We start from the raw sequence: 21,145 nt of genomic DNA, 5'->3' as shown, positions 1-21,145 counted from the left end.
TGCGTTGGCTAATACACTGGATAAGACATGACCAAGAACACAGGGGCGGCCGGAACGGCCGCCGAGGCAACCGGGGTGCGCCCCACGCGCATCTCCGGGATCGGACGGGTCCTCGTCGCCGTCTACGGCGTACTGGCCCTCGCAGCGACCGGGCGCTCGTTCGTGCAGATCGCCGGACGATTCGACGATGCCCCCGTCGCCTACTCCCTCTCGGCTCTCGCCGCCGTCGTGTACATCGTCGCCACCGTCGCCCTCATCCGGAGCGGAAACGGCTGGTACCGGGTCGCCTGGATCGCGATCAGCTTCGAGATGCTCGGAGTGCTCGTCGTCGGGCTGCTCAGCATCCTCGATCCGCAACTGTTCCCCGACGACACCGTGTGGTCGTACTTCGGCCGAGGCTACCTGTTCATTCCGCTCGTGCTGCCGATCCTCGGCCTCTGGTGGCTGGCCAGGCACCGACCGACCGGCGGCCCCACCGCATGATCACGTTCTCCACGCCCTCCGACGTTCCGGGCGACTTCGGCCCGTCGGCCGTCACGATCGGCAAGTTCGACGGCGTTCACGCCGGCCACCGCGCCGTCATCGCCCGGCTCCGCGCCACCGCCACCGACGAGAACCTCCGCTCCGTCGTGGTGACCTTCGACCGGCATCCGCTCGCCCTCCTCGCCCCCGAGAAATGCCCGCCGGCGCTGGTCGGGGCTGACCAGAAGCTGGACCTGCTCGCCGAAACCGGAGTCGACGCGACGCTGCTGCTCTCGTTCGACCGCGACCTGTCGCTCCAGCCGCCCGAAGACTTCGTCCAGCAGGTCCTCGTCGACGCGCTCTCCGCGCGCCGAGTGCTCGTGGGCAGCGACTTCCGTTTCGGCCACCGCGGCGCGGGCGATGTGTCGCTCCTGATCGACCTGGGCGCACAGTACGGTTTCAGCGTTGAGGTCGTCGGGGACGTCACCCCGAGGGACGGCAGAAGAGTGTCATCGACCTGGATTCGTGAGCTGCTGACCGAGGGCCGGGTGTCCGACGCCGGCGTGCTGCTCGGGCACGAGCCGTCGGTGCGCGGCGTCGTCGTACACGGGGCGAAGCGCGGCCGCGAACTGGGGTACCCGACAGCGAACCTGTCTCCTGAGTCCCACGGGCTGATCCCCGCCGACGGTGTCTACGCCGGCTGGCTCAAGGTCGCAGACGCACGGTATCCAGCAGCGATCTCGGTCGGGAACAACCCCACGTTCAACGGGGTCGCCCAGAAGCAGGTCGAGGCCTACGTGCTCGATGAGGACATCGACCTCTACGGCCAGGTCGTCGAGGTCCTGTTCGTCGACCGCATCCGCGGCATGGTGGCATTCACCGGGATCGAACCGCTGATCGTCCAGATGGGCGATGACGTCGAACGGGTGCGACAGATCCTCTCCTGACCAGGTCAGGCCAGGCCGGGTGCCGGCGCCGGTGCGGGCGCGAAGATCGCCGCGCGGGCCGGAGGCTGCATCGCCTTGCGCCCGTTGAGGAACAGCACGATGCTGGCGGCATCCGCGACGATCTCGGACCCCGACCCGATCCTCCAGCCGGCGTCGGCCGCGACCAGCGTCCGGTTGCGTAACAGGGCACGAGTCGACCGGGAGGCCCTGAGTGCACTCACCGTCGCCACCCGATGGGTCGTTTCGGCGCTGAACGGCAGTTTCACGTCGAGAGGGTGCAGGGCGTCATAGCCGTGGACGACGACCTCCGACAGTTCCCCGATGTTGGTCCGGCCCCGGCCGGACGCCTTCTCCTGGGCGATGGCGCGAAGCTGACGCCGCAGTTCGTCGGTGCCGCCGCTGTCGGCGATCCCGCGGGCGATGTCGTCGAACGTGCGCATCGGGTTCACGTGCCGCCCTGCGACGGATGCCCGGACCACGTCACCCGCAAGACGGACCGACCCGGTGCCGACCCGCCACGCGAGGTGCGACATGGTGTCCTTGACGCTCCACCCCTCGCACAGGCTCGGCGCGGCCCACTGCGACGCCGTCAGGGCGTCCAGTCCGTCGCAGACGATGTCGAGAGCGTCGGCGATCCGCGCCCCTCGGGCCGAGGAAGCGGAACGGGAATGGGAGTCGGACATAGCCCAACCCTAAGCCCGCCGTCTCGCCATGGTCGAGCCTCTGGCCACCTATGCTGGACCGGTGACGGCCTCCGCGAACAGACCCCTGCTCGCCGGACGTCTCCTTGCCTTCGTCGGGATCCTGCTGGTCGCAGCGAACCTCCGAACAGCCGTCGCAGCGCTGTCGCCCATCCTGAGCCGGGTCTCGGCCGAGGTTCCGCTGAGCCCGCTGATCATCGGGCTGCTCGGGGCCCTGCCTCCCATCTGCTTCGCCGTCTTCGGCATCTTCACGCCGATGCTCGTCCGCAGATCCCGACTGGAGATCGTGGTCGTGATCAGCCTCGTCGCGATCGTGCTCGGGCACGTCCTGCGCGGAGCAGCCGGGAACGTCGCCGTGCTCGTCCTCGGCAGCATCGTTGCCTTCGGAGGCATCGGTGTCGGCAACGTGCTGCTGCCGCCACTCGTCAAGAAATACTTCCCCGACCGGATCGGGATCGTCACCGCCCTGTACGTCACAACCCTCTCGGTGAGCACGTTTCTCCCGCCGCTGATCGCGGTACCCGTCGCGGATGCCGCCGGCTGGCGGGTCTCGCTCATGATGTGGGCTGCAGTTGGCGTCCTCGCCATGATCCCCTGGACCAGTCTCCTGCTGCGGCAGCCGTCGCCGGATCGGGCTTCGGTGGAGGAGGCGCGGCCGGAGGTCGTCCGCAACCTGCGGAGGTCACCCCTCGCCTGGGCGCTCGTCGTCATCTTCGGGCTCTCAGCGGTGCACGTGTACGCCATGTTCGCGTGGCTCCCCGTCCTGCTGCAGGACCTCGCGGGAGTGGACGACGCGACAGCCGGCACCCTCCTCGCCCTGTTTGCGTTCATGGGCTTCCCCGCAGGACTGCTCATCCCGGTGCTCGCCGCCCGGATGAAGAACGTCGCCATTCTCGTCTACGCGGCCGTCGCGTTCTTCGTCGCCGGCTACCTGGGCCTTCTCCTGGCCCCGGCCGCGGCCCCGGCGCTGTGGGTGGCACTCGCCGGGCTCGGCCCGATGCTCTTCCCGCTTTCCCTCGTGCTGATCAACCTGCGCACGCGCACGGGCAACGCCGCGATCGCCCTCAGCGGTTTCGTCCAGAGCCTGGGGTATGTGCTCGGCGCGGCAGGCCCCCTCGCCGTCGGAATGCTGTACACCGCAACCGGCAGCTGGACTGCCCCGCTCGTGCTTTTGATCCTGCTCGCGCTCGGCTGCGTCGGCGCGGGAGCCGTCGTGGGGCGCAGGCGGATGCTGGAAGACGGGGCTTGACCGCAACTTCCGCTGCGGCTTCGAGTGACTCCGTGCTCATATGAGCAGAAAAGGCTACGAGTGTTGAAATGAGCAGGACCCCCGCCTACGCTGGTCGGGATGGCGAGGGGAGAGCAGTGGAGATCATCGACAACGACGAGTTGCTGTCCATCCGTGCGGCTGAACTCTATTACGACGAGAACAAGACGCAGGACGAGGTCGGAGCGATCCTCAAACTCACCCGCTGGAAGGTGGGCAGGCTCCTCGCCTCGGCGAAAGACAAGGGCTTCATCCGGATCGAAATCGTTCATCCCCGGGCCCGTCGTCTGACCCTCGAACGCAGCCTCAAGGAGCGCTTCGCCCTGTCGGATGCCATCGTCGTCCCGACGGCGGGCACTCACGACGCTGACGATCTCCGTGCCCGCGCCGCGCAGGGCGCAGCCGACTACCTCGCCAGCCTGCGCCCCGTCCCGCGCACGCTCGGCATCAGCTGGGGCCGCACCCTCCACGACGTCGCCGAGCATCTCGCCGACGGGTGGGCGACCGGTGTGAACGTCGTGCAGATCAACGGCGGTGTCAGCGTGAACCAACGGGCGGGAACGGCCGCCGCGACCGCCTTCGAAATCGCCAGGAAGGCATCCGGCCAGGCGACGCTGCTGCCCAGCCCCGCGATCCTCGAACGGCGTGAGACCAAGCTGAGCATCGAAGCCGACCGCACCGTGGCCGGCGTGCTCAACATGGCGGCGAACGCCTCGGCTTACCTGTACAGCGCAGGAGTCGCCGGTGCCGATTCAGCGCTCGTCGAGAGCGGCTACCTGACGAGCTCCGATGTCGACGAGCTCGTCCGGCGCGGCGCGGTCGGAGACGTCGTCGGCCGCTACATCGACGCCGCGGGCATGATCGTCGACCCGTCCCTGAACGACCGGACCGTGGGCATGAGCCTCGATGCGCTCCGCAGTGCCACGACGAGCATCGCCGTCATCGCGGGGGAGGGCAAGCACGCCGTCGCCCGGGCCGTCGTCACGAGCGGCCTCTGCACCGTGCTCGTCACCGATGAGGGCACAGCCCTCGACCTGCTCAACCCAGTCTTTCCGGCCTGACCGGGCCGCATTCCAGGAGGAACCATGACAGACACCCAGAAGGCCCTTGTGCCGCGGCCGACTGCCCTCGAACTGTTCGACGGTCCGGTCACCGATGCGAGTCTGCGTCGCTACCTCGAGGGCATCCCCGGGATCGACGCCGTCGGGCTCGAGCAACGCGCGGCCGGTCTCGGCACGCGGTCGATCAAGACCACGTCGAAGAAACGGGCCCTCGACACGATCATCGGGCTGATCGACCTCACCACCCTCGAGGGAGCCGACACGCCGGGCAAGGTGCGCTCGCTCGTCGCGAAGGCGATCACCCCGGATGCCTCCGACCCGTCGACCCCGCGCGTCGCCGCTGTCTGTGTGTACGGCGACATGGTCCCGTACGCCGTCGAAGCCCTCGGCGTACACCACGCCAAAGGAACCGGCTCGGGAATCCAGGTCGCCGCAGTCGCCACGGCGTTCCCCTCCGGGCGTGCGTCCCTCGCCATCAAGCTCAGCGACACCGCTGACGCCGTGGACGCCGGAGCTGACGAGATCGACATGGTCATCGACCGTGGCGCGTTCCTCTCCGGCCGGTACGGCCAGGTGTTCGACGAGATCGTCGCCGTCAAGGAGGCGTGCCGCCGCTCCGACGGCAGCTACGCGCACCTCAAAGTGATTCTCGAGACCGGCGAACTCAACACCTACGACAACATCCGGCGCGCGTCCTGGCTTGCCATCCTCGCCGGCGGAGACTTCATCAAGACGTCGACGGGCAAGGTCGCACCGGCGGCCACGCTCCCGGTCACCCTCCTCATGCTCGAGGTCGTGCGCGACTGGAACCGCCTCACCGGCGAGAAAATCGGCGTGAAGCCGGCCGGTGGCATCCGCACGTCGAAGGATGCCATCAAGTACCTCGTCACGGTCGCCGAGACGGTGGGCGAGGAGTGGCTGCAGCCGAGCCTGTTCCGGTTCGGTGCGTCGAGCCTGCTGAACGACGTGCTGCTGCAGCGGCAGAAGATGACGACCGGGCACTACTCCGGCGCCGACTACGTCACGATCGATTAAGGATAATCATGAGCTTTCTGGACTACGCGCCTGCCCCTGAGTCGACGGCGATCCTTTCCCTGAAGAGCGACTACGGCCTCTTCATCGACGGCGAATTCGTCGACGGACACGGCACGCCGTTCTCGACCATCTCCCCGGCGACCGAGAAGACGATCGCCACGATCGCGTCGGCCAACGACGAGGACGTGGACCGTGCCGTCGCCGCCGCGCGCCGCGCCTACGACAAGACCTGGTCGCGGATGTCGGGCTCCGACCGCGGCAAATACCTGTTCCGCATCGCCCGCCTCGTTCAGGAGAGAGCCCGTGAACTGGCCGTGGCCGAGAGCCTCGACAACGGCAAGCCGATCAAGGAAAGCCGCGACGTCGACGTGCCCCTCGTCGCCGCCTGGTTCTTCTACTACGCCGGCTGGGCAGACAAGCTCGACTACGCGGGTGCCGGTGCGAACCCGGCAGCGCTCGGTGTCGCCGGGCAGATCATTCCGTGGAACTTCCCGCTGCTCATGCTGGCGTGGAAGATCGCGCCGGCGCTGGCCGCCGGCAACACCGTCGTGCTGAAGCCGGCGGAGACCACCCCGCTGACCGCGCTGCTGTTCGCTGAGATCCTGCAGCAGGCGGACCTGCCCGCGGGCGTCGTCAACATCATCACCGGAGCCGGCGCGACGGGCTCCGCCCTCGTCGACCACCCGGGCGTCGACAAGATCGCCTTCACCGGTTCGACGAACGTGGGGCGCGGCATCGCCAAGGCGATCGCCGGCAGTGACAAGCGGGTCACCCTCGAGCTCGGCGGCAAGGCCGCGAACATCGTCTTCGACGATGCGCCCATCGACCAGGCCATCGAGGGGATCGTCAACGGCATCTTCTTCAACCAGGGCCACGTCTGCTGCGCCGGATCCCGTCTGCTCGTGCAGGAGAGCATCCACGACGAGGTCGTCGACCGGCTCAAGGAACGCCTCTCGACCCTGCGTCTCGGTGACCCGCTCGACAAGAACACCGACATCGGTGCGGTCAACTCGGCCGCGCAGCTCGAGCGGATCAGGACGTTGAGCGACATCGGCGAGAGCGAAGGCGCCGACCGGTGGAGCGCGGACTGCGTGATCCCGGCAGACGGGTTCTGGTTCCCGCCGACGATCTTCACGAACGTCTCAACGAGCCACCGCATCGCCCGCGACGAGGTGTTCGGCCCGGTGCTGTCCGTCCTCACGTTCCGTACCCCGGCCGAGGCGATCGCCAAGGCCAACAACACGCCGTACGGGCTGTCCGCCGGTATCTGGAGCGACAAGGGCAGCCGCATCCTGGCCGTCGCTGACAAGCTCCGGGCCGGTGTGATCTGGGCCAACACGTTCAACCGGTTCGACCCGGCCAGCCCGTTCGGCGGCTACAAGGAGTCCGGCTACGGGCGCGAGGGCGGCCGTCACGGGCTCGCCGGCTACCTCAAGCCCGCCGGATCAGCCCGCGCGGTCACTGCCTCACCGGCGTCAGACTCCACCGATTCCGTTATCACGACGACCAAGGAAGCCGCCAAATGAGCCGCCTCGCCGTACCCAAGACGTACAAGCTCTACATCGGCGGAAAGTTCCCCCGCTCGGAGTCCGGCCGCACCTATGAAGTGGTGACGACGAAGGGCGCGTTCCTCGCCAACGCCGCGAAGGCATCCCGCAAGGACGCGCGCGACGCCGTCGTGGCCGCCCGTTCCGCTGTGTCTGGCTGGGCGAACGCCACAGCGTACAACCGCGGCCAGGTGCTGTACCGGATCGCGGAGTTGCTTGAGGGCCGCCGGGCGCAGTTCATCGACGAGATCGTCCAGTCGGAGGGGGTGTCGACGGCGGCAGCCACCCGCCAGGTCGATGAGGCCATCGACCGCTGGGTCTGGTACGCCGGCTGGGCCGACAAGTACGTGCAGGTCACCGGCAACGCCAACCCCGTCTCAGGCCCGTACTTCAACCTGTCGGTGCCTGAGCCCACCGGGGTCGTCGCCATCGTCGCCCCGCAGGACTCGTCGCTGCTCGGGTTCGTGAGCGTCGTCGCCCCGGCACTCGTCGCCGGCAACACCGTCGTCGTGCTGGCCTCCGAGCGGCTGCCGCTGTCGGCGATCACCCTCTCCGAGGTGCTCGCCACGAGCGATGTGCCCGGCGGCGTCGTCAACATCCTCACCGGGTCGCCCGCGGAGGTCGCTCCGTGGCTTGCCTCACACGCCGACGTCAACGCGATCGACCTCACCGGAGCCGGTGCCCTCGACTGGGTCGACCTCGAGATCGCCGCCGCCGAAACGCTCAAGCGGGTGTTGCGTCCCGAGGGCGGGGCCGACCCGGCCGCACCGAGCCTGGACCGGATCACGGCGCTGACCGAGACGAAGACGGTCTGGCACACGAAGAGCCTGATCTAGTTCCTGGGCTGGGGCTGAGGGGTGTCTGTTGCTCAGCTTCACCCAGCAGCGCACCCTCGTGGACCGATCGAGTCGCCACGATGTGTCGTTGGTGGCGTCGAGATGCCTCGAGTCGTCCCCCGATGGGTGGGTGAGGGACAACTCGTGGCCATTCGGCGGGATCGATGGGGCCCACAGGGTCGTTCGCGCGATCGGTCGGGCCACAAGGGTCGTCCCGGTGCTCGGGAGTGACCTTTCCAGGCCGATCGCGCATGTGGGAGGCTTCGGCCATGGAAGATGAGACCGTCGCCACCGATCTGCGTTCCCGCTACGAGCGGTTCGCCCGCATCGAAGCCGACCCGCGGTCGCCGCTCTACGCGGAGTGGGCCCGTGGCGTCGCATCCGACGACGAGGTGGTCGCGCGAATCCGAACCCTGCCCGCGGTGAAACAACAGGCGAACCTCGTCTTCGCCAGTGCCCGCTACACCGGAATCCCGCTCGCCCCGTGGGCGGATGTCCGTGACACCTTCCTCGAATCCTGGGATGCCATCGCGGCGTGCGCGCGCAAGCGCAGCACCCAGACGAACGAGGCCCGACGGCTCGCCACCCTCCTGCCCGCCTTCGCGGGCCTCCCGCAGCCGTTCGCGTTGATCGAGGTCGGGGCCTCCGCCGGTCTCTGCCTGTACCCGGACCGCTGGCGATACGACTTCGGCGGTGGCCGCACCATCGGCGACGCGGATGCTCCGCTTCTCTCCACACGCGCAAACGAAGCGACCCCGATACCCGACGCCGTGCCGGATGTGGCCTGGCGTTCCGGCCTCGACCTCGAGCCGCTCGACGTCTCGAACGACGACGACATGCGCTGGCTCGAAACCCTTATCTGGCCGGTCGGCGACGGCGCCGCAGACGCCGAACGTCTCGACCGGCTGCATGCGGCAGCCGACATCGCCCGTTCAGATCCGCCCCGACTGATCCGCGGCGACCTCCTCACCGAGACGGAGCAGCTCATCGAGGAGGCGTCCCGTCACGCTGAGCACGTGATCGTGTTTCACTCGGCTGTGCTCGCGTACCTGCCCACAGACGCCCGAACGGAGTTCGCCGCACTCATGGCATCCGCCCCTGCGACCTGGATCGCGAACGAGGGCCTCGGGATCGTGGCCGGAACCGACCGGATTCCGGATGCCCCGGCCGGAGCGTTCGCCCTCACCGTCGACGGCACGGCTGTCGCTCTGACGGACCCGCACGGCTCCTGGCTGAGCTGGCTGAACCCCTGACGTCGAACCCGCTGGCGGAGGGGGCTCAGGAGACCAGCCGTTCGCGTGGGTGACGAGAGCCGGTCGACGCCGCGTGGGGTTCGTCGATCTCGGCCCACACCGCGTCGAGGGAGAGGCCGAGGACCGCAGCGATCGAGGCGATTGTCGTGAAGGCAGGGGTCGCTACGCGGCCTGACTCGATCTTGCGGAGCGTTTCCGGTGAGACACCGGCATCGAGTGCCGTGTCGAGCATCGAACGCTCTTTTCGGGCTCGGCGCAACAGGGCACCGAGGCGCTGTCCGCGCTCGACCTCTGCTGGGGTGAGTGGCAACCTGACCATGCTTCGATTCTACCGGGATAATATGGCCGGTATAGTTATTGGTCACAGAAGGAAGGCACCGCATGATCGAAATCCTCAGCCCCGCCGAACTCGCCCGGGCCCGGGAGACGGGTGCCGTCGTCGCGAACATCCTGCAGGCACTGAAGGCCCGGACCACGATCGGCACGAACCTCCTCGACATCGACCGGTGGGCACAGGCGATGATCGTCGAGGCTGGAGCGCAATCCTGCTACGTCGACTACGCGCCGTCCTTCGGGCGCGGGCCGTTCGGCCACTACATCTGCACGGCCGTCAACGACGCCGTGCTCCACGGGCTGCCGTTCGACTACTCGCTGGCCGACGGCGATCTGCTGACCCTCGACCTCGCCGTCTCCCTCGGCGGAATTGCCGCAGACTCGGCCATCAGCTTTCTCGTCGGCACCTCGCAGCTCCCGGAGAGCGTCGCCCTGATCAGCGCAACCGAACGCGCACTGAGCGCGGGGGTGGCGGCCGCCGGACCCGGGGTTCGCATCGGCGACATCTCGCACGCGATCGGCTCGGTTCTCGGCGAGGCAGGCTACCCGGTCAACACCGAGTTCGGCGGTCACGGCATCGGCTCGACGATGCACCAGGATCCGCACGTGCCGAATACCGGGCGCCCCGGCCGGGGTTATCAGCTGCGCCCCGGGCTGCTGCTCGCACTGGAGCCGTGGGTGATGGCGGACACCGCGCAGCTGGTCACGGATGCCGACGGCTGGACGCTCCGAAGCGCGACGGGCTGCCGGACCGCGCACAGCGAGCACACGATCGCGATCACCGACGACGGAGCCGAGATCCTCACACTCAGTGGCTCCGGCGCATCGCGGTGATCCCCACCCACAGCCCGACCGCAGCGAGCACGAAAGCCGCCACGAACCCGCTGAGAACGACGGGGGCGCCGAAGTCGCCGGCGAAGAGGGCCCTGGTTGCACCGACGACGTGACTGATCGGGTTGATCGCCGCAGCCACCCGCATCCATTCCGGTCCCTGTTCGACGGGCAGGAGCATCCCGGAGAGAATCATCAGCGGAAAGATCGCCGCCTGCTGCACCGCCCAGAACATCCAGTCCTTCGACCGGCTGGCGAGGGCGAGGGCGTAGCTCAGAGCACCGAACCCCATGCCGAAAATGGACAGGAGTACGAGGGAGACGAGCATGCCGGGGACGTTCAGCCGGAAGCCGAACGGCACCGTCACGAGGGCGATCACGGCGGCCTGAACGGCGATGGGCACCATCTCCTTGAGCGCCCGCCCGACGAGCAACGCCGACCGGGCGATCGGGGCCACGAGGGTCCGTTCGTGCGACCCGGTCTGCATCTCGTAAAGCAGGTTGGAGCCCGTGGCGCTCGTTCCGAACAGGGCGATCATCACGAGGATGCCGGGCACGAACCAGGCGAGGACGTCGGGCGCCGGCTGGCCGGACGACCCGATCAGGAGCGGGCCGTACAGGCCGAGGAAGACCACCGGCTGCAGCAGGCTGAAGATGAGCGAGAACGGGTCGTGCATCACCGGCTGAAGCTCCCGCCGGAAGACGAGCCAGGTGTCGCGGACGACGCGCGGCCGAGCCGGTGCGGCGAGTGTGGTCATGAGGGTACCTCTGCGTTCTGGTCGAATGAGGAGGGCAGATCGGATGCCGGTTCGGAGGCGCTGTCATCGCGGAGACTGCGACCGGTGAGGGCGAGGAACACGTCGTCGAGCGTCGGCTGGCGGAGGGCCGCCGTTCGCGCCGGCAGCCGTGCGGCGTCGAGTTCGCGGAGGAGCCGAGGCAGGACACCGTCGCCGTGCTCGAGCGTGATCTCGAGAATCCGCTCGTCGTGCGCGGCGCGGGTCGTCCGCGCGTTCGGCAGGGAGGAGGAGACGGCCTCGGCGGCGCGCCCGACATCTCCGACCGATTCGAAGCCGAGGCTGATCACGTCGCCCGCGAGCCGCGCTTTGAGCGCAGGCGCGGTGTCGTCGGCGATCATCCGGCCGAAGTCCATCACCATCACCCGCTCGGCGAACTGGTCGGCTTCTTCGAGGTAGTGGGTGGTGACGAAGACCGTCGTCCCGTGCTCGCGCCGCAGCGTGAGAATGTGCTGCCACAGATTCGCCCTGCTCTGCGGGTCGAGTCCGGTGGACGGCTCGTCGAGAAACAACAACTCGGGGGAGTGCATGAACCCGAGGGCGATGTCGAGACGCCGTTTCTGACCACCGCTGAGCCCGAGCACCGCCCGCTTCTCCAGCCCGCCGAGGCCAAGCGACTCGATCAGTTCGTCGGCGCGAGAGACGGATGCCGCGCGCGACATCCCATAGAACGCCCCCTGGCTGAGCAACTCGTCTCGAACCCGGTGGTTGTGTCCGCCGCTGTTGCCCTGACCGATGTAGCCGATCCGGGTACGGACCTCGGCCGGGGCTGACCGGATGTCGAACCCAGCGACCGTCGCCGAGCCCCGGGTCGGCGGGAGGAGGGTGGTGAGCATCCGCAGGCTTGTCGACTTGCCTGCGCCGTTCGGCCCGAGGAAGGCGACGAGTTCGCCGCGCTGCACGTCGATCGTCAGGTCGCTGACCGCTTCGGTCGTCGTCTTCTTCACGGTGAAGGTGCGGCTGAGACCGTCGGTGCTGATCATCGTGTCGTTCGTCATGGGCACCACGATAGAAGCGATAGAGGTCGCTTTTCGTCCTCTATTCGAAGGAAAATTGTGGCATGGCACAGACGACCTCGCGGACGCTTGAACTTCTCTCGCTGCTCCAGACGCACCGTCACTGGAGGGGAACCGAACTGGCAGCGCGCCTCGGCGTGACCCCGCGAACGCTCCGTCGCGACATCGAGCGGCTGCGCGAACTCGGGTACTCCGTCTCGGCGACGCGCGGGTCGATCGGCGGATACCAGCTCGAGGGCGGGGCCGACATGCCACCTCTGCTCCTTACCGACGACGAAGCGGTCGCCCTCGCGATCGGGCTGCGCAGCTACGCGGCGGGAGGCATCGCCGACGGCGAGCTCACCGCTCTGACGGCGCTCGCCAAGATCGAGCAGATCCTCCCTGCCGAACTGCGACGCCGGGTCAACGCGCTCGCCGATGTTCAGCCGATGCGGCGCGATGTCCCGAGGGTACCCGCTGATCTGCTCGGGCAGCTGGCGCTCGCCTGCCGCGACGGTGATCGCATCCGGTTCAGTTACACGGCTCGCGACGGAGCCGAAACCCATCGGCTGGTGGAACCCCATTCGATCGTGTCGAGTTCGCGGCACTGGTTCCTCGTCGGCTGGGATGGCGACCGGGCGGACTGGCGAACCTTCCGGGTCGACCGGATCAGCCGTTTCCTCAACACGCGGGTCCGGGCGCCGAAGCGGAACCTGCCCGCCGAGGACGCCGCGGAGTTCATCCAGGCCGCTGTCGCCTCACTCGACGAGATCCGGCAGACGGCCGATCTGGTGATGGAGTTGCCGCTCGACGCGATGACCGGCCGGTTCGGACCGTGGGCCGAGGGGGCAGCCGCCGATGGGCCGGACCGAACCCGGTGGCCGGTCGGCGGCGAATCGTTCGAGGCGATGATCGGCGCCCTGGCCTGGATCGAAGCAGGCGTCGAGTACCGCATCGAAGGGAACCCGGAGTTCGCGGCATCCGTCACCGAGGCGGCCACGCGGATGCTCCGTGCGGCGGCACCGGAGATGGCGGCACCCCGTTCTGGGGCGGGTCAGAAACCGAGAAAGATAACGAAACGGTAACGGCACCGCCTAGAGTGATTCCACCATAACCTTTTGCCCGAGAAGGAACAGGTGGTCGATGACGACTACAGGCATCCGTCCGGCGGGAATCTATCCGCTCGGCGCGAGTTTCTGCGCCGCCCTGGCCATTGTGATCCTGCTTTTCCTCAACCCGGTGAGCACCCCGGTCTACGCCACCGACATGTTCGGAGAACTCCGCCAGCCCGGAGAGCCGTCGTTCATCGCCGGGCACCGCGGCGACCGGTCTACGGCGCCGGAGAACACGCTGGCGGCACTCGAGCGGGCGATGGCCTCTCCCCTCGAGTTCGTCGAAACGGATGTCGCCCGCTCGCGAGACGGGGTGCCGGTCCTCTTCCACGACCGGACCCTCGGCCGGACGACCGACGGCAAAGGCCCGCTCGCCGATCGGACGCTCGAAGAACTCAAGCAGCTCGATGCCGGCTCCTGGTATTCGAACGCCTTCGCGGGGGAGCGGATCCCCACGCTCGAAGAATTCCTGGTCGTGTTCGCGCCGACGGGCAAGAAGGCGTTGCTCGAGCTGAAGGGGTACTGGTCGGTCGAGCACCTCGCCGCTGTCACCGACCTTCTCGACCGGTTCGACCTCGGCGACCGGGTGATCTTCATGAGCTTCAACCTCGGCTCGCTGACAAGCGCCGCGGAGCTGGCGCCGGGCACGCCCCGGGTCGCCATCGTCCGCTCGCTGCCCGAAGACACCGTCGGCTTCGCCCGGTCCTTCCGGGTGATCGGCGTGGTGACGCAGGCGTCGGCGATCGCCGAACGCCCCGACGTCGTCGACGACATGCACGCCGCGGGACTCGGTGTCATGGTGTACACCCTCAACTCCAGTGAGACCTGGGCGCAGGCGCGGGCGCTCGGTGTGGACGGGATCATCACCGACAAGCCGTCGAGCCTCGACAAGTGGCTCGCCCAGACGGCACCCGGCACCTGAGCCCGACGGTACCCCCGGGGGGTATAGTGGTCTTGCGCGTGATCCGCGCGGAAGAGGACCTGATGGCTGAGAACACCGCGACCCTCGAGATTTCGGGGATGACCTGCGCGAGCTGCGTTGCCCGCGTCGAGAAGCGCCTCGGCCGCCTGGACGGCGTCGTCGCCGAGGTCAACCTCGCAACGGAGAAGGCGAGCGTCCGCTACCCGGACGCTGTGTCGGTCGACGACCTCGTCGCTGCGGTGGAGTCAGCCGGGTACTCGGCGGTGCTCGCCCCGGAGAAGCGGGCAGAGACATCCGAATCTCCTGCGCGCGAGGCAGATCCCCTGCGCACCCGCCTTCTCGTGAGCGCGCTTTTCAGCCTGCCGGTCGTCGTCCTGGCCATGGTCCCGGCCTGGCAGTTTCCGAACTGGCAATGGCTGTCTCTCACACTGGCGGCGCCGGTCGTGGTTTGGGGTGGTTACCCGTTCCACCGGGCAACCTGGGTGAACCTCCGCCATCGCTCCCTGACCATGGACACCCTCATCACGATGGGCACCGGCGCGGCGTTCCTCTGGTCGCTCTGGGCGCTGTTCTTCGGCACGGCGGGCATGCCGGGGATGACCCACGAGTTCCGGTTGTTCACCCCAGACGCCGGCGCGGCATCCACCATCTACCTCGAAGTCGCCGCGGGTGTGACGGTGTTCCTTCTGCTCGGCCGATACCTCGAGCAGCGCTCGAAGCGCACGGCCGGCCAGGCGCTGCGCGCACTCCTCGAGCTCGGGGCGAGGGATGTCACGGTGCTGCGCCACGGGACGTCGCGCGAAGCCACGATCCCCATCGACGACCTCGCCGTTGGCGACCTGTTCGTCGTCAGGCCGGGGGAGAGGATCGCGACGGACGGCGTCGTGGAGTCCGGGTTCGCGGCCGTGGACGAGAGCATGCTCACCGGCGAGTCCCTTCCGGTCGACGTCACCGCCGGCGACAGTGTCACCGGCGCCACGGTCGCGAGCGGCGGACGGCTGGTCGTGCGGGCCACCCGGGTCGGCAGCGCCACGAAACTCGCGCAGATGGCCCGGCTCGTCGAGGCCGCCCAGCTCGGAAAGGGCCGCGTCCAGCGTCTTGCCGACCGCATTTCGGCGATCTTCGTGCCTGTCGTCATCGTTCTTGCCGCCGTCGTGCTCGTGGCCTGGGTGCTCACCGGCAACCCTGTCGCGTCAGGGTTCACCGCGGCCGTCGCCGTGCTCATCATCGCCTGCCCCTGCGCCCTCGGGCTGGCCACGCCGGTCGCCCTGCTCGTCGGGACGAGCCGCGGCGCGCAGTCCGGCATTCTCATCACCGGACCCGAGGCGCTGGAACGGGCCCGCGGGATCGACATGATCGTGCTCGACAAGACCGGCACGGTGACCACCGGGGTCATGACCCTCACCGGCGTCACGGTGACGGACGACATGGCGCTGCGCCGAGCCGCGTCCCTCGAAGCCCACTCGGAGCATCCGATCGCCCGCGCCCTCGTCGCCGGGGCAGGTCCGGTTCCTCTTCTCCCCGTCACCGGGTTCGCATCGGCCTCCGGGCTGGGCGTCACCGGCACGGTCGACGGCCTGCACGTCGTCGTCGGGCGGCCGCGGTTCGCCGCGGAACACGGCTGCGCGATGTCCGCCGTCCTCGCCGACGCGGTGTCGGCCGCTGAGACTTCCGGGGCGACCGTCGTCGTGGCCGGGTGGCACGGAGAGGTCCGCGGGGTCTTCGCCGTCTCGGACTCCGTGAAGCCAGGCGCCCGTGCCGCCGTCGACCGGCTCAGGCGACAGGGCCTCACCCCGATCCTGGTCACCGGAGACAACGAACGCGCAGCACACCGTGTGGCCGCCGAGGTCGGCATCGACCGGGTGATCGCCGGTGTTCTGCCGGAACAGAAAGTCGACGAGGTCCGTCGCCTCCAGGGTTCCGGGCACCGCGTCGCGATGGTCGGTGACGGGGTCAACGACGCCGCAGCGCTGGCCACAGCCGACCTCGGCATCGCCATGGGAACCGGAACGGATGCCGCCATGTCGGCCGCCGACATCACCCTGGTCCGTGCAGAGCTCGGCGCCGTGCCGGATGCCGTCGCGCTGTCCCGGCGCACGCTCAGCACCATCCACGGCAACCTGTTCTGGGCCTTCGCCTACAACGTCGCCGCGATCCCGCTCGCGGCGTTCGGCCTGCTCAATCCGATGGTCGCCGGGGCGGCCATGGCGTTCTCGAGTCTCTTCGTCGTGCTGAACAGCCTGCGCCTGCGTCACTTCGCCCCGGGCGCCTGAACGTCGACCGCACCACGCCGACGGCGAATCCAGCGAATTCCCGGGCGTCCATGCCCTACAATTGCTGTGCGCCCGCTTTTCGCGGTGCGTCGATCCGCATGAAGATTTCGCGTTGATCGGCCACCGAACCAGCGCCCGCATGTCTCGGCCAGTGGCATCCGCCCGGCCATTCGACTGCTCAGGAGGAGCATGCCGCACACCGGTACACGACGTTCATCCGGCCGACAGGCCAACCGCGGCTCGTCATCATCGCGCGGTTCCCAGGTTCGGGGTTCCGGGTCGCGACACGACGACGAAGCGCCCATCATCCCGATCCTCGCCCGCAAGGTGCGCGAGGTCGAGGCGAAAGCCCAGAAGGGCAAGGTGGGTCCGACCAACCGGACCAAGTTCCAGGTGATCGCGTTCCTCGTGCGTGAGGAACGCGCGAAGGTCAAGGCAGACAAGGACCTCAGCGATGCCTCGCGCGTCGAACTCCTCAAGCGCCTCGACGGCGTGGCCACCATCCTGGCCAAGACCGCAGCCCGCGACACGTCGCTCATCACCCTCCTCGAAGCGGATGCCGCGACAACGCCCGTCGCGCAGAAACTCCGACGCGACTGGCTGATCGAGTCCGGCGCCGAACTGAGCCCAGACGAGCTCATCATCACCACGAGCAAACCGGCCGTTGAGGCCGTCGTGCCGGCCGAGCTCGCCGAGAAGCAGGTCATCCCGCAGTCGGTCAAATCCCGCCTGCTCGCCAACCCGTTCCTCGCCCCCGACCTCGACCAGCCCGCGCCGCCGCCGCCCGTCCGCGGCCGTCTCGGCAACTGGGAACTCATGGGCCCGCTGTACAAGGCCTTCGAACAGGGTTCAGGCGGCCGTGCCGCCAGTATGGACCTGCCCGAGGCGCCGAAGATCGACCGGCTGTCGCCGAAGAACCTCGAAATCATGCGGCACCAGGCCCGTTTCGTCGAATCCGTTCGTGACGGGCACCGCACCTTCCTGCTCGCCGACGAACCGGGTCTCGGCAAGACGGCCCAGTCGGTGCTCGCCGCCTCGGTCGCGAACGCCTACCCGCTGCTGGCCGTGGTGCCGAACGTGGTGAAGATGAACTGGGCCCGCGAAGTCGAACGGTGGACGCCGAACCGACGCGCCACCGTCGTGCACGGCGACGGCCGGGACCTCGACGCCTTCGCCGACGTCGTCATCGTCAACTACGAAGTGCTCGACCGTCACCTCGCCTGGCTCGGAACCCTCGGGTTCAAGGGCATGGTCGTCGATGAGGCGCACTTCATCAAGAACCTGCACTCGCAGCGGTCGCAGCATGTCCTCTCACTGTCCCAGCGCATCCGCAAGCAGACGCCCGGCGGAAACCCGCTCCTGATGGCGCTCACCGGAACACCGCTGATCAACGACGTCGAGGATTTCAACGCGATCTGGCAATTCCTGGGCTGGACCCAGGGCGACAAGCCCGCGCCCGCGCTGATGGAGAAGCTTGAAGACACCGGGCTCACCCCGGCCGACCGGGAGTTCTACCCCGAAGCACGCAGCGCCGTGATCGACATGGGCATCGTCCGGCGCCGCAAGGTCGACGTGGCCAAGGACCTGCCGTCGAAGATGATCGCCGACATGCCGGTCGAACTCGACGACGACCTCGGGCGTTCCATCCGCGACGCCGAGCGTGAACTCGGCGCGAGGCTCCTCGCCAAGTACCGTCGGATCCTCGACGCACGCGGCGAACGCGCCTCGTTCGGCGGAGGCCCGGACACCGACATCATGCGCCTCGTCGCGCAGGGTGAACTCGATGAGGCGAAGGCCTCCGGCGGCGCCGAGAACGTCTTCACCATGGTGCGCAAGATCGGCCAGGCGAAGGCCGTCCTGGCATCCGACTACACCGCACAGCTGGCGCACTCCGTCGGCAAGGTGGTCTTCTTCGCGAAGCACATCGACGTCATGGACACCGCGGAGCAGGTGTTCGCCGGCCGCGGGCTGCGCACCGTGTCGATCCGCGGCGACCAGTCGACCCCCGCGCGCCAGTTGGCCATCGACGCGTTCAACAACGACCCGTCCGTCGCCGTCGCGGTCTGTTCGCTCACTGCAGCCGGTGTCGGGCTGAACCTGCAGGCGGCCTCGAACGTCGTGCTCGCCGAGCTCAGCTGGACCGCGGCCGAGCAGACGCAGGCCATCGACCGGGTTCACCGTATCGGCCAGGAGGAACCCGTCACAGCCTGGCGGATCATCGCGGCGCACACCATCGACGCGAAGATCGCCGAACTCATCGACAGCAAACACGGGCTCGCAGCCCGTGCACTCGACGGCAGCGACCAGGATCTCGGGTCGAGCGACTCGGTGCAGCTCAACGCGCTCATCGCACTGCTGCGCGACGCGCTGGCGGCGTAGCAGTGGCGAAGGCGGCCGCGAAGCCGGCGGTGCCGGACTTCACGCGACCGGCGCTCGCCCCGGGCATCCTCGCGGCGATCGTGCTGTTCGTCGGCGTCGCCCTGATCGACAGCAGCCTGTTCATCATCGTGCGTTTCGTCGTAGCGATCCTCGCCATGATCATCGCGTGGTTCGCCATCCAGGCTCGCGCGTGGTGGTGGCTGATCGTTCTCGTTCCCATCATCGTGCTGTGGAACCCGATCGTCCCGCTGGAACTCAACGGGACGGGCTGGATGTCAGCGCAGCTGATCGCCCCGATCTTCTTCGTGGCGGCAGGCATCATGATAACCGTCCCCCGGGCCCAGACCAGCGCGCGCTGAGAATGCCCTGTCGGAGCTACGCTCCGGGTTCGGCGGTGAGCTCTTCGGCCTCGGCCGGGGTGTCGGCCTTCACCGAGGGATCATCGGCGACACGATCGGCCTGCTCGCCCGGTTCGTCCGTCACTGTGTCGCTGTCGGTGCCTGCACCGGCCGGTTCATCGGCGACGATGTCGGCATCCTGTGGCACAGAGAAGTCGGTGAGCGGGTCGTTGTCGTTCGTGTCGTGTGTCATGGTTCGAGGCTACGCGTGCGGCGCATCGAACTCCACTGTCGCGCTGCACTGTCGCGCTGCACTGTCGCATTGGGCGCGGCAGAATTCAGGCCGCGAGAGCGGCCTTCACGGCGAGAAGCGACGGGTTCGTCGCCGACGAGCCGTCCGGGTAGATCACGGTCGGAACCGTCTGGTTGCCGCCGTTGAGGCTCGCCACGAGGTCTGCTGTGCCCGGAACTTCTTCGATGTTGACTTCGGTGTACCCGATGCCGGCCTTGTCGAGCTGTGACTTCAGGCGGCTGCAGTAGCCGCACCAGGTCGTCGAGAACATCGTGATCGTGCCGGCAGTGGGGACAAAATCCATGAAAAGGGGCCTTTTCGTTGGGGGGCGAACGGGGGGCGGAAACCGCCGGCCAGCGAACGGGCCGGAACTCACGCTATCCTCAATGCAGCAATGGCGCTGCCTTTTTCATTCCCCTTTTTCCAGCACGAGGAACAACCCCATGAGAATTGGTGTGCTCACCAGCGGCGGCGACTGCCCCGGACTGAACGCCGTCATCCGCGGCGCTGTGCTCAAAGGCACCCGGATTCACAACCAGGAGTTCGTCGGCATCCGCGACGGGTGGAAGGGTCTCGTCGAGGGCCTGACCATGCCGCTCGACCGGCACAGCGTCCGCGGCCTGGGCAAGCAGGGCGGCACCGTGCTCGGCACCAGCCGTACCAACCCGTTCGAAGGACCCCACGGCGGCCCGGACAACATCCAGGCCACGATGGACCGGCTCGGCGTCCAGGCCCTCATCGCCATCGGTGGCGAAGGCACGTTGGCCGCCGCGAAACGACTGACGGATGCCGGCCTCAAGATCGTCGGCGTTCCGAAGACGATCGACAACGACCTCGACGCCACCGACTATTCCTTCGGCTTCGACACCGCCGTCGAAATCGCGACCGAAGCCATCGATCGCCTGCGGACCACCGGGGAATCGCACCGGCGCTGCATGGTGGTCGAGGTGATGGGACGCCACGTCGGCTGGATCGCCCTGCACGCCGGAATGGCTGCAGGCGCGCACGCGATCCTCATCCCCGAGCAACCCCAGTCGATCGAGCAGATCTGCGCGTGGGCGAAGAGCGTGGGTGACCGCGGCCGCGCGCCCGTCCTCGTGGTCTCCGAGGGTTTCACTCTCGACACGATGGAGAGCGCCCACTCCGAGAAGGGCCTCGACGCGTTCAACCGCCCGCGGCTCGGTGGCATCGCCGACGTGCTGGCGCCGATCATCGAGGAGCGCACCGGAATCGAGTCCCGCGCCACCGTGCTCGGCCACCTTCAGCGTGGAGGTGTGCCCAGCGCATACGACCGGGTGCTCGCGACCCGCCTCGGCATGGCGGCGATCGACTCCGTCATGAATGAGCAGTGGGGCACCATGGTCTCGCTCCGCGGGACTGAGATCGTCAACGTGCCGTTCGCCGACGCCCTCGGCGGGCTGAAGACCGTGCCGCAGGCCCGTTACGACGAAGCCGCCATCCTCTTCGGCTGACGCCGCCCGCGCCCGGCCACGATCGCGGGGTTCGTGAGCGGCCGGTCCGCGCGGCCATGCCGTTCGTCTGACGCTGATGCAGGTTCTGGCGCCCGAAACCCGGCGTTTGCGTCAGATAAGCGGGCGGATGCGGCGAGGCGGGATGAGCGGATGCATCGGCACGGTTCGGTGGTTCGTCTGACGCTGATGCAGGTTCTGGCGGGGGCGGTTTCAAGCGGTCATTGCAACAGCACCTGTTCGATGACTTCGGCCGGCTTCGCGAACTCGAGTCGTTTGCGGGGCCGGTCGTTCATTTC

General features: G+C 68.2%; 21 protein-coding genes. 15 read left to right on the top strand and 6 right to left on the bottom strand.

What is annotated here, in order from left to right; genetic code table 11:
• The first annotated feature begins 27 nt into the window (after positions 1 to 27).
• Together ABIE24_RS13125 and ABIE24_RS13120 are read left to right on the top strand one after the other, a co-directional pair.
• Positions 28 to 483, top strand: a complete 456-nt coding sequence (locus tag ABIE24_RS13125) for a hypothetical protein (RefSeq protein WP_354500363.1) — start codon at positions 28 to 30, stop codon at positions 481 to 483.
• Entirely contained in the window at positions 480 to 1,409 is a 930-nt protein-coding gene (locus ABIE24_RS13120) for a bifunctional riboflavin kinase/FAD synthetase (protein WP_354500362.1), read from the top strand. Before ABIE24_RS13125 ends, ABIE24_RS13120 begins: the two co-directional genes overlap by 4 nt.
• A gap of 5 nt (positions 1,410 to 1,414) precedes the next feature.
• Here the strand turns inward: ABIE24_RS13120 and ABIE24_RS13115 are convergent, their stop codons facing one another.
• A complete protein-coding gene (locus ABIE24_RS13115; RefSeq protein ID WP_354500360.1) occupies positions 1,415 to 2,092 on the bottom strand; it encodes a maleylpyruvate isomerase family mycothiol-dependent enzyme in 678 nt (225 codons plus the stop codon).
• 61 nt (positions 2,093 to 2,153) lie between these two features.
• Here ABIE24_RS13115 and ABIE24_RS13110 point away from each other — a divergent pair, with 61 nt between their 5' ends.
• From ABIE24_RS13110 to ABIE24_RS13085, 6 genes are all read left to right on the top strand, one after another.
• The gene (locus ABIE24_RS13110) at positions 2,154 to 3,359 is read left to right on the top strand and encodes an MFS transporter (RefSeq protein ID WP_354500358.1); all 1,206 of its coding nucleotides are present in this window, start codon (positions 2,154 to 2,156) and stop codon (positions 3,357 to 3,359) included.
• A 68-nt stretch (positions 3,360 to 3,427) separates the two neighbouring features.
• Positions 3,428 to 4,438 (top strand): sugar-binding transcriptional regulator, encoded by a 1,011-nt coding sequence (locus tag ABIE24_RS13105; RefSeq protein WP_354500356.1) that lies wholly within the window; start codon positions 3,428 to 3,430, stop codon positions 4,436 to 4,438.
• A gap of 24 nt (positions 4,439 to 4,462) precedes the next feature.
• Positions 4,463 to 5,473: a deoxyribose-phosphate aldolase gene (gene deoC, locus ABIE24_RS13100; protein ID WP_354500354.1), complete on the top strand. Its 1,011-nt coding sequence runs from the start codon at positions 4,463 to 4,465 to the stop codon at positions 5,471 to 5,473.
• An 8-nt stretch (positions 5,474 to 5,481) separates the two neighbouring features.
• Positions 5,482 to 6,999 carry an aldehyde dehydrogenase family protein gene (locus ABIE24_RS13095; protein ID WP_354500352.1) on the top strand — a complete coding sequence of 506 codons (1,518 nt, stop codon included), beginning with the start codon at positions 5,482 to 5,484 and terminating at the stop codon, positions 6,997 to 6,999.
• Complete coding sequence (locus tag ABIE24_RS13090) at positions 6,996 to 7,856, top strand: aldehyde dehydrogenase family protein (RefSeq protein ID WP_354500350.1); 861 nt, start codon at positions 6,996 to 6,998, stop codon at positions 7,854 to 7,856. Before ABIE24_RS13095 ends, ABIE24_RS13090 begins: the two co-directional genes overlap by 4 nt.
• Before the next feature lie 269 nt (positions 7,857 to 8,125).
• Complete coding sequence (locus tag ABIE24_RS13085; protein ID WP_354500348.1) at positions 8,126 to 9,109, top strand: DUF2332 domain-containing protein; 984 nt, start codon at positions 8,126 to 8,128, stop codon at positions 9,107 to 9,109.
• A gap of 25 nt (positions 9,110 to 9,134) precedes the next feature.
• Here the strand turns inward: ABIE24_RS13085 and ABIE24_RS13080 are convergent, their stop codons facing one another.
• A complete protein-coding gene (locus ABIE24_RS13080) occupies positions 9,135 to 9,428 on the bottom strand; it encodes a helix-turn-helix domain-containing protein (RefSeq protein WP_354500347.1) in 294 nt (97 codons plus the stop codon).
• A gap of 62 nt (positions 9,429 to 9,490) precedes the next feature.
• Here ABIE24_RS13080 and map point away from each other — a divergent pair, with 62 nt between their 5' ends.
• On the top strand, positions 9,491 to 10,276 hold the full coding sequence (map, locus tag ABIE24_RS13075) for a type I methionyl aminopeptidase (protein WP_354500345.1): 786 nt from the start codon (positions 9,491 to 9,493) through the stop codon (positions 10,274 to 10,276).
• Here map and ABIE24_RS13070 read toward each other — a convergent pair.
• Together ABIE24_RS13070 and ABIE24_RS13065 are read right to left on the bottom strand one after the other, a co-directional pair.
• Positions 10,251 to 11,030, bottom strand: a complete 780-nt coding sequence (locus ABIE24_RS13070) for an ABC transporter permease (RefSeq protein ID WP_354500343.1) — start codon at positions 11,028 to 11,030, stop codon at positions 10,251 to 10,253. The two genes, map and ABIE24_RS13070, sit on opposite strands and share 26 nt — an antisense overlap.
• Entirely contained in the window at positions 11,027 to 12,064 is a 1,038-nt protein-coding gene (locus tag ABIE24_RS13065; RefSeq protein ID WP_354500341.1) for an ATP-binding cassette domain-containing protein, read from the bottom strand. The genes ABIE24_RS13070 and ABIE24_RS13065 overlap by 4 nt, the downstream gene beginning before the upstream one ends.
• Before the next feature lie 62 nt (positions 12,065 to 12,126).
• On the opposite strand from ABIE24_RS13065, the gene ABIE24_RS13060 reads away from it, so the two are divergent.
• The 5 genes from ABIE24_RS13060 to ABIE24_RS13040 all read left to right on the top strand — a co-directional run bounded on the left by ABIE24_RS13060 (position 12,127) and on the right by ABIE24_RS13040 (position 19,106).
• Positions 12,127 to 13,146: a helix-turn-helix transcriptional regulator gene (locus ABIE24_RS13060; protein WP_354500339.1), complete on the top strand. Its 1,020-nt coding sequence runs from the start codon at positions 12,127 to 12,129 to the stop codon at positions 13,144 to 13,146.
• A 58-nt stretch (positions 13,147 to 13,204) separates the two neighbouring features.
• Positions 13,205 to 14,095, top strand: a complete 891-nt coding sequence (locus ABIE24_RS13055; protein ID WP_354500337.1) for a glycerophosphodiester phosphodiesterase — start codon at positions 13,205 to 13,207, stop codon at positions 14,093 to 14,095.
• A 62-nt stretch (positions 14,096 to 14,157) separates the two neighbouring features.
• On the top strand, positions 14,158 to 16,368 hold the full coding sequence (locus ABIE24_RS13050) for a heavy metal translocating P-type ATPase (RefSeq protein ID WP_354500336.1): 2,211 nt from the start codon (positions 14,158 to 14,160) through the stop codon (positions 16,366 to 16,368).
• A gap of 189 nt (positions 16,369 to 16,557) precedes the next feature.
• Positions 16,558 to 18,747 (top strand): DEAD/DEAH box helicase, encoded by a 2,190-nt coding sequence (locus ABIE24_RS13045; RefSeq protein ID WP_354500334.1) that lies wholly within the window; start codon positions 16,558 to 16,560, stop codon positions 18,745 to 18,747.
• Positions 18,748 to 18,749: 2 nt separating this feature from the next.
• Positions 18,750 to 19,106 carry a DUF6804 family protein gene (locus ABIE24_RS13040; protein ID WP_354500332.1) on the top strand — a complete coding sequence of 119 codons (357 nt, stop codon included), beginning with the start codon at positions 18,750 to 18,752 and terminating at the stop codon, positions 19,104 to 19,106.
• Positions 19,107 to 19,122: 16 nt separating this feature from the next.
• On the opposite strand, the gene ABIE24_RS13035 is transcribed toward ABIE24_RS13040, so the two are convergent.
• Both ABIE24_RS13035 and ABIE24_RS13030 read right to left on the bottom strand, forming a co-directional pair.
• Complete coding sequence (locus ABIE24_RS13035; RefSeq protein WP_354500330.1) at positions 19,123 to 19,338, bottom strand: hypothetical protein; 216 nt, start codon at positions 19,336 to 19,338, stop codon at positions 19,123 to 19,125.
• 85 nt (positions 19,339 to 19,423) lie between these two features.
• Positions 19,424 to 19,681 (bottom strand): mycoredoxin, encoded by a 258-nt coding sequence (locus ABIE24_RS13030; RefSeq protein ID WP_354500328.1) that lies wholly within the window; start codon positions 19,679 to 19,681, stop codon positions 19,424 to 19,426.
• 139 nt (positions 19,682 to 19,820) lie between these two features.
• Here ABIE24_RS13030 and ABIE24_RS13025 point away from each other — a divergent pair, with 139 nt between their 5' ends.
• Complete coding sequence (locus ABIE24_RS13025; protein ID WP_354500326.1) at positions 19,821 to 20,849, top strand: 6-phosphofructokinase; 1,029 nt, start codon at positions 19,821 to 19,823, stop codon at positions 20,847 to 20,849.
• The last annotated feature ends 296 nt before the right edge of the window (positions 20,850 to 21,145 follow it).

The organism is Mycetocola sp. 2940 (assembly GCF_040548835.1).
Classification (GTDB): Bacteria; Actinomycetota; Actinomycetes; order Actinomycetales; family Microbacteriaceae; genus Mycetocola_A.
The sequence above is the reverse complement of the archived record's forward strand: the minus strand, read 5'-3'. Positions and strand labels throughout refer to the sequence as shown.